Genomic DNA, 14,736 nt, shown 5'->3' with positions numbered 1-14,736 from the left:
TGGACTCTCCGTGTGACCCTATGGGTACTTCCATGCCAGAGCGGCACTCGCAAGCCACTGCAGGCGGAACTATGTCGATGATCTCTTGACGCTTTATTGCGTCAATTTTTCGCCTATAACTATTTGGAATTACTTAAATGCCAAACTATTGACCTTATAGAGGCCATCCTAAACAATCGGCAATGTAATGTCACATTGATATTTGTACCTTAGCCAACCGTTCATTGAGGACAAATGTCGTACATCATCGAAAGCTTGCTTAACGCTAGTTCGAGCAATGTTTTTAACGCCTGGACATTGGCATCTAATGCTGCAGAACAGCCGCCCATCGGCAACCGTCAAGCCTGCACGCGTCAATTTTCAGATTACTTTCGCGCGCCAGGCTGCTAACTCCATACAAGCACAAACCTTGCCTGAAACCGGACAGGCCGGGGCGTCCAAACGAGGCAACATCGGGGCTGTATAGGGTTCGAGCCAACGCCAAAGCCTTTTACAGCGCCCGGCCTGCAACAACGCTTCATCGCAGATCAGATAGATAGAGAACGATTGCGCAGATACTGACACGGCGATGATGGCAAACCCTTGACGATTTCTGAACCAGCGCCAAGCGTGCAAGCAGATTTTGTACGATGAATTTTAACGATCAGCACTTTTAAAACCGTCAACAAATCAGCGCCCATTAAATGACGAAGACAAAGATCGATCATAGGCGGCCCACTCACTGTCTGGCGGGCAGGCTATGCTGCTGAAAGTGCTTCAGCCTGTACCCATACCGGATCAAAAATGAAACACCCACTGCTCGGGAGCAGTCTGGTAGCAATGAACGACGTACAATTGTTTACTCAGTGTCGATTCGAGGCGACCATTGGCCGTCTGCTCAGCCATAAGGGCGTCGTAGCCCCACCTACACCGCTTTGCAGCACCATTGAAAGCCAGGGCGAGCCGGCCAGACTTAACGGCGGCACACCCACCCCACCCACCACAAGGATGAAGAGAGCGCCGCGTGGAATCTGAAGTCAGTCGAGTCCAACTCAGCCATGATCCACGCAGTCAGCATGACGATCCCTTGCTGGATAGCCTGCTGAGCCTGTGTGTCCTGCACCAGAAACCCGCCAGCCGGGTCATGCTGACCACCGGCCTGCCGCTGCCCGCCCAGCGCCTGAGCCCCGAGCTGCTGCCCCGTGCCGCCGCCCGGGCCGGCCTGCAAGGGCGTCTGCTGCAGCGCAAGCTGGAGCAGATCCCGAGCATCGCCATGCCGGCGATGCTACTGCTGAAGGAAGGCCGCAGTGCCGTCCTGCTAGGCTGGGAGAACGAAGATACCGCGCGCCTGTTGCTCAGCGAGAGCGACGGCGGCGAGGTGCATGTCAGCCGCGAAGCCCTGCAAAGCGACTATAGCGGCCGGGTATTCTTCGCCCAGCCGCAGCACAAGTTCGACGTCAACCACGGCAACCTCATCCCGCGGGCAAAGTCGTGGTTCCGCGATACCCTGCTGCGCAGCAAGTGGCTGTATATCGACGCCATCGCCGCCAGCCTGGTGATCAACCTGATCGCCCTGGCTGCGCCGCTGTTTGTGATGAACGTGTATGACCGTGTGGTGCCCAACCAGGCAACGTCAACGCTCTGGGTGCTGGCCATCGGTATCGCCGGCGCCTACATCTTCGACCTGATCCTCAAGGGGCTGCGAGGCCTTTGCCTGGACCTGGCCGGCAAGAAGACCGACCTGATCATCTCGGCGACGCTGTTCGAGCGCATCGTCGGCATGTCGATGAAGTACCGCCCGGCCAGGGTCGGCAGCTTTGCCCAGAACATTCACGAGTTCCAGGGCCTGCGCGACTTCCTCGCCTCATTGACCCTGACCAGCCTGATCGACCTGCCGTTCACCATTCTTATCCTGATCGTCATCGCCATCATTGGCGGGCACCTGGTGTGGATCCCGATCATTGCCTTCCCGCTGGCCCTGGGCATCGGCTATGCCTTGCAACGGCCGCTGATGGCGACCATGGAGCGGACCATGGCCCTGGCCTCCGAGCGCCAGTCCAGCCTGATCGAAACCCTGGCCGGCCTGGATGCGGTAAAGGTCAACAACGCCGAAAGTGAACGCCAGTACATGTGGGAGCAGACCCTGGGCACCCTCAGCCGCCTGGAACTGCGCGTGAAGGTGCTGTCGAGCCTGGCGATGAACATCACCATGCTCATCCAGCAGCTGGCTGGCGTGGCGATGATCTGCGTTGGCGTGTACCTGATCATCGACGGCAACTTGAGCATGGGCGGTCTGGTGGCGTGCTACATGCTTAGCGGTCGGGCGCTCGGGCCACTGGCCTCGCTCAACGGCTTGCTTGCCCGCTACCAGCAAGCCAAGGTCACCATGGTGGCCACAGACCACATGATGGAACTGCCGCAAGAGCGCAACTTCGAGGAGCGCCCGCTGAGCCGCAAGGTACTGCAGGGTAGTGTCGAGTTCCGCGGGGTTGATTTCACCTACCCGAACCAGCAGAACCTGGCGCTGAAGAACATCAACCTGACCATCCGCCCCGGCGAAAAAGTCGGCATCATCGGCCGCAGTGGCTCGGGCAAGAGCTCGCTGGCCAAGCTCATCGTCGGCCTGTACGAGGCCGATGGCGGCTCGCTGCTGGTCGATGGCGTGGACATTCGCCAGATCGACGTCAGCGAACTGCGCCACAACATCGGCTATGTACCGCAGGACATCCAGCTGTTGGCCGGTACCCTGCGCGACAACCTGGTCAGCGGTGCCCGTTACATCGAGGACGAACTGATCCTGCAGGCCGCCGAGCTGGCGGGTGTTCATGAATTTGCCCGTTTGCACCCGGACGGTTACGAGCTGCAAGTGGGTGAGCGCGGGCAGAACCTGTCCGGCGGCCAGCGGCAGAACGTAGCCCTGGGCCGTGCGCTGCTGCTCAACCCGCAAATCCTGTTGCTGGACGAGCCGACCAGTGCCATGGACAACACCGGCGAAGAGCGCCTCAAGCAGCGCCTGCAAGCGGTGGTGGAAAGCAAGACGGTACTGTTGGTCACGCACCGGGCCTCGCTGCTGTCGCTGGTGGACCGGCTGATCGTGATCGATCGCGGGCAGATTGTCGCCGACGGCCCGAAAGCCGCGGTCATGGATGCGCTGAAGAAGGGGCAGATCAGTGTTGCATAAGCTGGATATGGGGCAATTCAAGGATGGCCTGCGGCGCTACTTCAAAGGTTCCGACTCACTGGGCGGCCAGCCGCTGCCAGAGGTCAACAAGGCCCTGATCGAAGATGCACCGCGGGTTGTGCGGCTGACCATCTGGGGCGTGATCCTGTTCTTCGTGTTCTTGATCGTGTGGGCCAGCGTCGCCCCCATCGACGAGGTCACGCGGGGTGAAGGCAAGGCCATTCCGTCGTCCAAGGTGCAAAAGATCCAGAACCTGGAGGGCGGTATCGTCGCCGAAATCTTCGCCAAGGAAGGGCAGATCGTTGAAGTGGGCCAGCCATTGCTGCGCCTGGATGAAACCCGCTTCGCCTCCAACGTTGGTGAGACCGAGGCCGACCGCCAATCCATGGCCCTGCGGGTCGAACGCCTGAGTGCCGAGGTAGAGGACCGCCCGCTGAAGATCGACGAAGAACTGCGCAAAGCCGCACCAAGCCAGGCGGCCAGTGAAGAGTCGCTGTACCAGAGCCGGCGCCAGCAACTGCAGGACGAAATTGGCGGCCTGCAGCAGCAGCTGGTTCAGCGCCAGCAAGAGCTGCGTGAATACAGCTCCAAACGCGCCCAGTACGCCAACAGCCTGGAGTTGCTGCGCAAGGAAATCGGCATGTCAGAACCGCTGGTGGCAACCGGCGCAATCTCCCAGGTCGAAGTGCTGCGCCTGCGCCGCGCCGAAGTGGAGAACCGTGGCCAGCTGGACTCCACTGCGCTGGCCATCCCGCGTGCCGAGGCGGCCATCCGCGAGGTGCAAAGCAAGATCGAGGAAACCCGAGGCAAATTCCGCAGTGAAGCGCTGACCCAGCTGAACGAGGCGCGCACCGAGCTGAACAAGGCCACGGCCACCAGCAAGGCACTGGACGATCGGGTGCACCGTACCATGGTCACTTCGCCTGTACGCGGTATCGTCAAGCAGATGCTGGTCAACACCATTGGTGGGGTGATCCAGCCTGGCAGCGATATCATTGAAGTGGTACCCCTGGACGACACGCTGGTCATCGAAGCGAAGATCCTGCCCAAGGACATCGCCTTCCTGCACCCTGGCCAGGAGGCGACCGTCAAGTTCACGGCCTACGACTACACCATCTACGGTGGGCTCAAGGCCAAGCTGGAACAGATCGGCGCCGACACCATCACCGACGAAGACAAGAAGACCACCTACTACCTGATCAAGCTGCGCACCGACCGCAGCCACCTGGGGACTGACGAGAAACCGCTACTGATCATCCCAGGGATGGTGGCGACGGTGGATATCATGACCGGCAAGAAGACCATCATGAGCTACTTGCTCAAGCCGATCATGAAGGCGCGTTCGGAGGCGCTGCGCGAGCGCTGATCAGTTTGGCCACTGCTTTCCAGTGGCTCCTCTGGCCCTATCGCCGGCAAGCCAGCACCCACAGGTACCGCACTGGCTTTGAAGTTGGCGCAGTACCTGTGGGAGCTGGCTTGCCGGCGATAAGGCCGGAACTGCCAGTACGAGAACTCAGCGCCAAGGCGCAGGTTCACCTACCAGCTGCCCCTGAATGCCGCCTACCCCCATCTCCTGCAGCTCCCGCCGCTCCCCTTCTGTCTCGACCCGCTCGGCAATCAGCGGCAAGTCGATGCTGTGCGCTGCACGCTGGATCGCCTCGATGAACAGCCGCTTGTGCTGCTCATGGTCGATGTTGCGGATGTAGCTGCCGTCAATTTTCAGGTACGCCAAGCCCAGGTGCGCCAGGTTGCCGATCATGCTGAAGCGCCCGCCAAAGCGCTGCAGCGCCAAGCCAAAACCCAGCCCGTGCAGGCGCCGGGTGAGTTGCTCCAGAGCCGCCTGCTCAGGCAACTGCTCCTCGCCAATTTCAAAAACCAGCCGCGGGCCGAGCGCCGCGTTCTGGCCCAGCAGTTCAAAGATGCGGTGCAGGGCCTTGGGGTCGGCCAATGTAGCGGCGGACAGGTTCAGCGCCAGCACCTGATCATGCCCACGCAGGTGCGCCAACACTTTCTCCAGCACCAGCACGTCCAGCCGCGGCATCCAGCCGAAGCGCTCCAGCCAAGGCAGGAAGCGACCCGCCGGCAGTGCCTCGCCCTGGCCATCCTGCAAGCGGGAAATCACCTTGTGGTGCAGTACCCGTTGCACCGTAGTGCAATCCACCACCGGCTGGAAGAACAGCTCGAAATGCCCATTTTTGAACGCCTGATCGAGCCGCTCATGCCAGGCGTGCTGGCTATCGGCAGCCACTGCAGCCACGCCTTGTTCAAGGCATACCCACCCCGGCGTTGGCTGGTTCTCGGCACGGGCCAGAGCCTCATCGGCGAGCTTCAGCAAAGCCTGTGGAGAATCACCCGGGCTGAATGGCGCGAGGCCGATACAAGCCACCGGGTCGATATCACTGGCGCCCGTTTCGTGCAGGCTCTGCAGCGTTGCCTCCAGGGCCTGGGCCAGGTTTACCGCTTCTTCATGCACCATGCCCGGCGCCAGCACGGCAAACTCGCCACCGCGGCTGCGGGAAATCAGGTCGTTGGTTTCCGGGAAGCTGGCACAGGTACGGCGCAACTGCTCACCCACGGCCTGCAGCAACTGGTCGGTACGCTGTCCGCCAAGGCGTGCGTTCAGCCCTGCCAACCCTTGGACACGCAGTAACAGCAGGTAGCCGGCGCGCGCGTCCTCCAGGTTGCTTACCCGGGTGTTCAGCTGCATTTCGAAATAGCGGCGGTTCGAGAGCCCGGTCAGGCTGTCCTGATAGGACTCCGCACGCAACCGCTCGCTGCGCTCGGCCTGCTCGGTAAACAGCGCCTTGAGCTTCTCGACCATCTGGTTCATCGCCTGCACCACACGGCGCAGTTCCGGTGTGCGGGGCAACTCGGGCAGGCTGAGAAATTCGCGGCGCGCAATGGCATGGGATTGCTCAACCATATAGTCCAGCGGGCGCAACTGGCGGCGCAACAGCAAGGCGCCGAGCACGGCACTGGCTGCACCGCACAGCAGTAACCAGCCCAGGCTGCCCAAGGCGCTTTGCCAGAGTTTGGCAATGGCAAACATCGGGTGGCTGATCACTTCCACCCGCGCGGCCTGCTGCCAGCCGCGGCTGACGATGGCGTCGCCACCGGCGGCCTCAAGGCCGATCAGGTGCACGAACCAGCGCGGTACCCCGCCAGGGTCCGGCTCGGCGTGGCGCTCCACTAGTACGGCGTTGGAGCCCAGGTCGACGACCTTGATGCTTGCATAGTAACCACTGTCGAAGATCGAGCTGACCATCAGCTCGACCATCGCCGGGTCGTCGATATTCGGCGTCAGCGAAAGCGCCAGCGCGGTCGCTGCATCTTGGGCGTGCGAACGCAACTGGTTGACGTACTGGCTGCGCGAGCTTTCCAGGCTAACCATGAAACTGCCACTGAAGGCGACTACCAGGAACAGGCAAATGGCCAACAGCAATTGTTTGAACAGTGACATCTGTGCTCCTTCAGTAAACCGGCTCGGCCGGGAACCCTTCGGCCTGCATTTTCTTCAGCAAATCCTGCCAGCGTGACAGCCGCTTGGTGTCTCCGACCTTCTTGTTGCCTGCGGCGCCCGTCAACCACAACCCCTCGCCATTGAAGGCATACACCGGCAGCAGGTCGGTACGTTGGCTTGCCGGCTTGATGGCATCCATGAGGCTGTCGAGCACCAAAGGCTGGGCCTGTGGGTTTGAATAATAAGTCAGGACCATGTGCGCGCGATTCTGCCGCAACGCCTTGACGTAGGTGATGCGCAGTTTTTCGCTGGGGATGCCCATGCGCCGCAGGCTGAAATACTTGGCGATGGCGTAGTCCTCGCAGTCCCCGGCACCTTTGATCAGTGCCTGCACCGGTGTGGCCCAGTAGTCGACCTCATGCCACAGGTCAATGTCTTCGACATAGCGCAATTGCTGGTTGAAAAAACGGTTGACCACTTGCAGCTGCTCAAGCTCAGTACCCTGCTTTTGCGTGGCCATCAGGTTCTGCCAGGCATCGATACGGCCCTGCCCGACACCCAGAGGACCATACAAGGCCTGCGACTTGCGGCTGATCTGGGAGAAATCCCAATCCGCGTGCAAGCCGCCCAGCAGCAGACTGCCCAGCAGCCCGGCAAAGGCGACACGTCGCACAACGGTTTTGAACATCCAGGATATCGCCACTGCCAAGCCCTGTGCAGGCCAGTCGAAAGCAGCGATGGTGCGGCTTGCCACTGCAAAAAACAATGGCACCCTGCAATCATGCATCCGCCTGTCAGCCGGCCTACACTTTCTGTTTATAACCTTCTATAGGCCGCTTCCTTTGGCGGGCGACTTCATCCACCATAGCCGCGCTTTTGGGCGCCCGTGCCAATGCGGGCCTAGGTTTGACAACCCCCACAAGCTGTAACTAGTGTCATTGGATCCAACTTTAGTCATCGTTGAGGCAGACGTCGCGTGGCCGAGAAAATCAAATTGAGCAATGTGCTGGTCAGCGAGCAGCTGTCGCCGCACCAGGCCCGTGCCGTGATCGAAGAACGCCTGCGTAGCGCCATCCTCGATGGCCGCCTGCCCCCTGGCACCGCCGTGCGACAACAAGAGCTCGCCACCTTGTTTGGCGTCAGCCGCATGCCCGTGCGCGAAGCCCTGCGCCAGCTTGAAGCGCAATCGCTGCTGAAAGTTGAGATGCACAAGGGTGCGGTGGTTGCGCCGCTGATCGGCGAGGATGCGGTGGACACCTATGCCCTGCGCGTACTGCTTGAGAGCGAAGCGCTGCGCCAGTCGATCCCGCTGCTTGATGCCAGCGATATCGCCAGCGCCCGTGGCTATATTCAGCAACTGGAGAACGAAACACGCCACGCCGAAATCGGCCGCCTGAACCGCCTGTTCCACATGGCGCTGTACAGCAAGGCGTCGAACAGGAAGCTGCTGCGCCTGATTGAGAACGAACTGAACGAAGAAGAGCGCTTCCTGCGTTTTCATCTTTCATCCATGGGCCTGGGCAAGCTGACCCAGGACGATCACAACGCACTGGTAGACGCGGCAAGCGACAAGCTGGTGGATGAGGCGGTAGCCGTGCTGGCCCGGCACCTCAATAGCGGAGCGCTGGTAATCCGCAATTATCTGGATGCGCAACGGGCGCGTTAGCCCGTAACTGGCTTTACGTGCGGCGCGAGGAGATGGGTTGCAAATTGACCCTGTCACGCCAACAATGAGACTAATTATCATTCATGTCCATTGATGCCAGCGCCCTCCACTATGCCCAGCAACGACTCCGTGCAAACGCTCTACAGTGACCACCACGGCTGGTTACACGCCTGGCTGCGCAGCAAGCTGGGCAATGCCGCCGATGCCGCAGACCTGGCCCACGACACCTTCGTCCGCTTGCTGCAACGCCGCGAACACCTGCAGTTGAACACCCCTCGGGCGTTCTTGCGCACGGTAGCGCGTGGGCTGATCATCGATCACTGGCGCCGCGAGGAACTGCACAGGGCCTACCTGGAGGCACTGGCCCATGTGCCGCAAGCACAGTATCCCTCGGCCGAAACCCGCGAGCTGCTGCTGGAATTGCTTGAGCGTATCTCGCGCATGCTCGACGGCCTCAAACCCAAGGTACGTCGCGCCTTCCTGCTGGCCCAATGCGAGGGGCTGAAGCACCAGGCCATTGCCGAGCAGATGGGGATCTCGGTGCGTACCGTAGAGCGGTACATCGCCGATGCGCTCTACCATTGCTATGTGCTGCGCTACGAAGACGAGTGTTGAATCAATGACTGCCGCACGCCCTGATGCAAAAGCGGTCAAACAGGCCATCCAGTGGCTGCTGCGGTTGCGCGAGAGCGGGCATGAGCCGACGCTGCAACAACAGTGCGCGCAATGGCGCAGTGCCCACCACGAACATGAGCAGGCCTGGCAACGGGTGATGCACCTGCATCAGGACCTTGACCTGCGCTCCGTCCCCGGTGCCGGGTTGGCGTTGCAAACCCTGGAAGCCAGCCAGCAACGCCTGCACCGCCGGCAAGCGCTGAAGCTGCTTGGCGGCGTTGTCATGGTGGGATCGGCGACATGGCTGGCCAAAGACCTCGATGCTATCAGTGCGTGGGCGTCGGACTATGCCACCGGCACCGGTGAGCAACGCGTCTTCACCCTGCCCGATGGCTCACTGATGCAACTCAATACCCGCACTGCCGTGGACCTGGCCTTCAATGACCAGCAGCGTCTGGTTCGCCTGAAGCAGGGGGAGCTGATGATTACCTGCAACTCCGGGCATCCAGTGCTGGTACAAACCCGCGATGCACTGCTGGAAGGGTTCGCAGGGCGCTTTGTGGCCTACCAGGACAACGATTGCACACGTGTCAGTGTCAACCACGGCAAAGTGGCGATCCACCGGCCTGGCAATGGCCACCTTCTGTGGATTGAAGGCGGCCAGCACTGGCGCCTGGATGCTCAAGGCGCGCACCAGCTGACGCACCTGGACATGGACGCGATGGCCTGGACTGAAGGGCTGATCGTTACCCAGGACATACGCCTGTCCGACTTCCTCGCGCAGGTCAGCCGTTACCGCCACGGTTACCTGGGCTGCAGCGACGAAATTGCCGATTTGCGCCTGTCCGGGGTGTTCCGCCTCGAAGACCCGGAGCAGCTGCTTCAGTTGCTGCCGCAAACGCTGCCCGTAAGGCTTCGCCAACGTACACGCTGGTGGGTACGTGTAGAAAGCATGGCCTGATGAGGCCTTGACGATTTCTGGCGGGTTTTCAATCCCGGTCCGGCTAGGACAGTAAGCGACACCTTCTGCCCTCAACACTTCAACGGACCCTTCATGCCTATCAACCCGGTGTTAACCCACACTCTCAACTTGAATGATTATCGACCTGTCCTGCAATCAGCACGCTTGCGCCATGCCATCCGGGCTGCGCTGTTTGGTACTGCCTTGAGCCTGGCCGCTGTTCCGCAACTTTGCGCAGCGGCTGAGACAGCCCAAGTGAGTCATCGCTATGCAATTCCGGCCGGACAACTGGCCGACGTACTCAATCAGTTCGCTCGCCAGGCCGGAATTACCCTGTCAAGTACGCCTCAGCTCACCGATGGCCTGCAATCGAACGGCCTGCAGGGGCAGTACGCTACCGACCAGGCGCTGCGCCAACTGCTCAATGGCAGCGGCCTGGAAGCGGTCAGCCAGGATGGACGTAGCTATGTGTTGCAGACACAACCCCAGGAAGCCGCCCTGTCATTGCCAGACACTGATATCCGTGGGTTCACCCTCGGCAATGCGCTGGGCAGCATGGAGGGTTACAACGCCACCCACAGCCAGGTGGCGACCAAGACCAGCACGCCGTTGGTGGAAACCTCCCAATCCGTCTCGGTGGTTACTCGCCAGCAGATGGATGATCAGGGCTCACAGACCGTTGCCCAGGCCATGCGCTACACGCCTGGGGTACTGACCAACCCTTACGGTGCCACCCATCGCTACGACTATGTGGCCATGCGCGGCTTCAACGACGGTTCTGTGGATAACATCTACGTCGATGGGCTCAAATCGATGGGTGACAACGGCACCTACAGCACCATGCAGGTAGACCCGTACTTCCTTGAGCGCATCGACATTCTGAAGGGGCCCTCCTCGGTGCTGTATGGGCGAAGCTCGCCGGGGGGCCTGGTCGCCCTGACCACCAAGAAGCCGCTGTTTACCCCATTCCATCAGATTCAGGCCACGGTTGGCACCCAAGGCCAGCGTGGTATGGGTTTCGACTTCAGCGGCCCTGTGGATGACGATCAGCGTATCGCTTATCGCCTGACAGGCCTGGCGGATGCGTCCGACACCCAGTTCGACCACAACAAGGAAGAACGCTACACCATCGCCCCGGCCATCAGCGTCGATTTCACCGAAGATACCTCGCTCACGCTTCAGGCTTACCTGCAGCACGACCCTAACGGAGGGTACCACGGCGGCAACCCTGCAGACGGCATGCTGCACAAGCGCAATGGCTTGCGCTTGTCAGACCACTTCTTCGAGGGCGAGCCGGGCATCGACAACTACGAACGTACGCAACAGTCGTTCAGCTACCAGTTCGAGCACCGCTTCAACGATGTGTTCACGGCGCGGCAGAACTTCCGTTACCAGGATTCGGACGTGTCCATGGACCAGGTGTACTCAGCCGGCTGGGCAGATGCCGACAGCAACGTCCTCAACCGCGCCTATACCGGCGGCGACGAGCGCCTGCATTCGTACATCATCGACAATATGCTGCAGGCGGAATTCTTCACCGGCGCTGCCAAACACACTCTGCTGCTGGGCACCGACTACCAGCGGCGCAAGGCCGATGTCGCATGGCGTTATGGCTCGGTCGACCCGCTGGACGCCGGCAACCCGCAGTACGGCAATGGCAACCTTCAGGTACTGGGCGAAAACCGCTACCAGCGGCGCTTGCAACAAACCGGTGTGTACCTGCAGGACCTGGTGGAGCTGGACCAGTGGCGTTTCTCCCTGGGGCTTCGCCAGGACTGGGTGAAGGTGTCGGAGGAGAATCGCGACAGCGACACCAAGGTCAGCGATCAGCGCTCCAAGTTCACCACCCGGGCCGGGGTGCTCTACCTGTTCGAGAACGGCATTGCGCCCTATGTCAGCTACTCGGAGTCGTTCAATCCCAACACCGTGTCCGACCAGGAAGGCCGCCCGCTGGCACCGACTGAGGGCACTCAATGGGAAGCAGGTATCAAGTATCAGCCTCCGGGCAGCGACAACCTGTTTACCGCATCGGTGTTCCGCATCGAGCAGGAAAACCTGGCCTCGAAGCAGCCTGATGAAAACTTCTATCGCCCGGTAGGTGAAGTACGCTCGCAAGGGCTGGAGCTGGAGGCACATGTGCAGCTGACCGACAGCCTCAAACTGCTGGGCGGCTACACCTTCACCGATATCGAATATTCCAGGTCGATGCCGAGCCTGACGTCGGGCAGCCTGGACAACAAAGGCAATTCGCCAACCCAGGCACCAAAACAGATGTTCTCGCTGTGGGCTGACTACAACTTCCGCCAAGGGCCGCTGGATGGCCTGCGGCTGGGCGGTGGAGTGCGGTATGTGGGCTACAGCTGGGTGGATGCGGAAAACAGCATGAAGGTTCCTTCCTACACGTTGTTCGACGCCTCGCTGGGCTATGACCTGGGCAAGGTTGGGCTCAAGGGCGTGGATGTGCGCCTTAACGCAAACAACATTGCCAATGAAAGCTACATCACCTCATGTGCCAGCCTGAACTACTGCTACATGGGTGAAGAGCGCAATGTCAGCGCCACGGTCAGCTATCAGTTCTGAAATGAAAGTGGCTGCTGATACGCGGTCCGTGTAGGAGCGGCCTTGTGTCGCGATCGGGCTGAAAGTTAAGGCCCGGAAAAGACAAAGCCCCTGTCTGCATTGCAGACAGGGGCTTTGGGTTTGAATCTTGACGATGACCTACTCTCACATGGGGAAACCCCACACTACCATCGGCGATGCATCGTTTCACTGCTGAGTTCGGGATGGGATCAGGTGGTTCCAATGCTCTATGGTCGTCAAGAAATTCTGTGTGCTGGCCCGTCACTCGGACGTGCCTGCGAATCTCTGTAGTTCCTACTTAAAGACAAAACCCCTACCTGCATGTGCAGATAGGGGTTTTGCGAAATGAATCTTGACGATGACCTACTCTCACATGGGGAAACCCCACACTACCATCGGCGATGCATCGTTTCACTACTGAGTTCGGGATGGGATCAGGTGGTTCCAATGCTCTATGGTCGTCAAGAAATTCTGTAGCCAGAATGTCCAGATGGACAGCCCAGCGAATCCGGATATGCGATATTTGTGGGTTGTTGCGAACTTTCGGTTCGTGTCATCTTCACCACCACAATTTGGCGTCTTAGGCGCAAATTGCTTGGGTGTTATATGGTCAAGCCTCACGGGCAATTAGTATTGGTTAGCTCAACGCCTCACAGCGCTTACACACCCAACCTATCAACGTCGTAGTCTTCGACGGCCCTTTAGGGGATTCAAGATCCCAGTGAGATCTCATCTTGAGGCAAGTTTCCCGCTTAGATGCTTTCAGCGGTTATCTCTTCCGAACATAGCTACCCGGCAATGCCACTGGCGTGACAACCGGAACACCAGAGGTTCGTCCACTCCGGTCCTCTCGTACTAGGAGCAGCCCCTCTCAAATCTCAAACGTCCACGGCAGATAGGGACCGAACTGTCTCACGACGTTCTAAACCCAGCTCGCGTACCACTTTAAATGGCGAACAGCCATACCCTTGGGACCGGCTTCAGCCCCAGGATGTGATGAGCCGACATCGAGGTGCCAAACACCGCCGTCGATATGAACTCTTGGGCGGTATCAGCCTGTTATCCCCGGAGTACCTTTTATCCGTTGAGCGATGGCCCTTCCATACAGAACCACCGGATCACTAAGACCTACTTTCGTACCTGCTCGACGTGTGTGTCTCGCAGTCAAGCGCGCTTTTGCCTTTATACTCTACGACCGATTTCCGACCGGTCTGAGCGCACCTTCGTACTCCTCCGTTACTCTTTGGGAGGAGACCGCCCCAGTCAAACTACCCACCATACACTGTCCTCGATCCGGATAACGGACCTGAGTTAGAACCTCAAAGTTGCCAGGGTGGTATTTCAAGGATGGCTCCATGAGAACTGGCGTCCCCACTTCAAAGCCTCCCACCTATCCTACACAAGCAAATTCAAAGTCCAGTGCAAAGCTATAGTAAAGGTTCACGGGGTCTTTCCGTCTAGCCGCGGATACACTGCATCTTCACAGCGATTTCAATTTCACTGAGTCTCGGGTGGAGACAGCGCCGCCATCGTTACGCCATTCGTGCAGGTCGGAACTTACCCGACAAGGAATTTCGCTACCTTAGGACCGTTATAGTTACGGCCGCCGTTTACCGGGGCTTCGATCAAGAGCTTCGCTTGCGCTAACCCCATCAATTAACCTTCCGGCACCGGGCAGGCGTCACACCCTATACGTCCACTTTCGTGTTTGCAGAGTGCTGTGTTTTTAATAAACAGTCGCAGCGGCCTGGTATCTTCGACCGGCATGGGCTTACGGAGCAAGTCCTTGACCCTCGCCGGCGCACCTTCTCCCGAAGTTACGGTGCCATTTTGCCTAGTTCCTTCACCCGAGTTCTCTCAAGCGCCTTGGTATTCTCTACCTAACCACCTGTGTCGGTTTGGGGTACGGTTCCCAGTTATCTGAAGCTTAGGAGCTTTTCTTGGAAGCATGGTATCAACCACTTCGTCGCCTAATGGCAACTCGTCATCAGCTCTCGGCCTTGAAATCCCGGATTTGCCTAAGATTTCAGCCTACCACCTTAAACCTGGACAACCAACGCCAGGCTGGCCTAACCTTCTCCGTCCCTCCATCGCAATAACTGGAAGTACAGGAATATTAACCTGTTTTCCATCGACTACGCTTTTCAGCCTCGCCTTAGGGACCGACTAACCCTGCGTCGATTAACGTTGCGCAGGAAACCTTGGTCTTTCGGCGTGCGAGTTTTTCACTCGCATTGTCGTTACTCATGTCAGCATTCGCACTTCTGATACCTCCAGCAAGCTTCTCAACTCAC

General features: G+C 59.4%; 8 protein-coding genes and 3 rRNA genes (1 of these 11 only partly in view). 6 read left to right on the top strand and 5 right to left on the bottom strand.

The features are described from left to right. Positions 1-1,003 precede the first annotated feature (1,003 nt). Both MRBLPB4O_RS00660 and MRBLPB4O_RS00655 read left to right on the top strand, forming a co-directional pair. On the top strand, positions 1,004-3,160 hold the full coding sequence (locus MRBLPB4O_RS00660) for a type I secretion system permease/ATPase (protein ID WP_341797248.1): 2,157 nt from the start codon (positions 1,004-1,006) through the stop codon (positions 3,158-3,160). Positions 3,161-3,167: 7 nt separating this feature from the next. Next, positions 3,168-4,526 (top strand): HlyD family type I secretion periplasmic adaptor subunit, encoded by a 1,359-nt coding sequence (locus MRBLPB4O_RS00655; protein WP_341798847.1) that lies wholly within the window; start codon positions 3,168-3,170, stop codon positions 4,524-4,526. A gap of 147 nt (positions 4,527-4,673) precedes the next feature. On the opposite strand, the gene lapD is transcribed toward MRBLPB4O_RS00655, so the two are convergent. After that, entirely contained in the window at positions 4,674-6,620 is a 1,947-nt protein-coding gene (lapD, locus tag MRBLPB4O_RS00650) for a cyclic di-GMP receptor LapD (RefSeq protein ID WP_341797247.1), read from the bottom strand. A 10-nt stretch (positions 6,621-6,630) separates the two neighbouring features. Further along, positions 6,631-7,392 carry a cysteine protease LapG gene (lapG, locus tag MRBLPB4O_RS00645; RefSeq protein ID WP_341797246.1) on the bottom strand — a complete coding sequence of 254 codons (762 nt, stop codon included), beginning with the start codon at positions 7,390-7,392 and terminating at the stop codon, positions 6,631-6,633. A 204-nt stretch (positions 7,393-7,596) separates the two neighbouring features. On the opposite strand from lapG, the gene MRBLPB4O_RS00640 reads away from it, so the two are divergent. The 4 genes from MRBLPB4O_RS00640 (at position 7,597) to MRBLPB4O_RS00625 (ending at position 12,442) form a co-directional block, all read left to right on the top strand. Further along, positions 7,597-8,286 carry a GntR family transcriptional regulator gene (locus MRBLPB4O_RS00640; protein ID WP_016497456.1) on the top strand — a complete coding sequence of 230 codons (690 nt, stop codon included), beginning with the start codon at positions 7,597-7,599 and terminating at the stop codon, positions 8,284-8,286. 111 nt (positions 8,287-8,397) lie between these two features. Then, on the top strand, positions 8,398-8,901 hold the full coding sequence (locus MRBLPB4O_RS00635; RefSeq protein WP_341797245.1) for a sigma-70 family RNA polymerase sigma factor: 504 nt from the start codon (positions 8,398-8,400) through the stop codon (positions 8,899-8,901). Between the two features lie 4 nt (positions 8,902-8,905). After that, positions 8,906-9,862 carry a FecR domain-containing protein gene (locus MRBLPB4O_RS00630; protein ID WP_341797244.1) on the top strand — a complete coding sequence of 319 codons (957 nt, stop codon included), beginning with the start codon at positions 8,906-8,908 and terminating at the stop codon, positions 9,860-9,862. 165 nt (positions 9,863-10,027) lie between these two features. Beyond that, positions 10,028-12,442: a TonB-dependent siderophore receptor gene (locus tag MRBLPB4O_RS00625; RefSeq protein WP_341797243.1), complete on the top strand. Its 2,415-nt coding sequence runs from the start codon at positions 10,028-10,030 to the stop codon at positions 12,440-12,442. 125 nt (positions 12,443-12,567) lie between these two features. Here the strand turns inward: MRBLPB4O_RS00625 and rrf (MRBLPB4O_RS00620) are convergent. The 3 genes from rrf (MRBLPB4O_RS00620) to MRBLPB4O_RS00610 all read right to left on the bottom strand — a co-directional run. Next, positions 12,568-12,683 (bottom strand): 5S ribosomal RNA (gene rrf, locus MRBLPB4O_RS00620). A 109-nt stretch (positions 12,684-12,792) separates the two neighbouring features. Beyond that, a 5S ribosomal RNA gene (rrf, locus tag MRBLPB4O_RS00615) occupies positions 12,793-12,908 on the bottom strand. A 140-nt stretch (positions 12,909-13,048) separates the two neighbouring features. Continuing rightward, a 23S ribosomal RNA gene (locus MRBLPB4O_RS00610) occupies positions 13,049-14,736 on the bottom strand; it runs 1,205 nt beyond the window's last position.

This window comes from Pseudomonas sp. LPB4.O, from assembly GCF_038383825.1.
Classification (GTDB): domain Bacteria; phylum Pseudomonadota; class Gammaproteobacteria; order Pseudomonadales; family Pseudomonadaceae; genus Aquipseudomonas; species Aquipseudomonas putida.
The sequence above is the reverse complement of the archived record's forward strand: the minus strand, read 5'-3'. Positions and strand labels throughout refer to the sequence as shown.

What these genes read in the sequence shown, in the direction of transcription:
- MRBLPB4O_RS00655 (WP_341798847.1), top strand. Translation starts at nt 3,168, where the DNA reads ATGGGGCAATTCAAGGATGGCCTGCGGCGCTACTTCAAAGGTTCCGAC.
- lapD (WP_341797247.1), bottom strand. Translation starts at nt 6,620, where the DNA reads ATGTCACTGTTCAAACAATTGCTGTTGGCCATTTGCCTGTTCCTGGTA.
- MRBLPB4O_RS00635 (WP_341797245.1), top strand. Translation starts at nt 8,398, where the DNA reads ATGCCCAGCAACGACTCCGTGCAAACGCTCTACAGTGACCACCACGGC.
- MRBLPB4O_RS00630 (WP_341797244.1), top strand. Translation starts at nt 8,906, where the DNA reads ATGACTGCCGCACGCCCTGATGCAAAAGCGGTCAAACAGGCCATCCAG.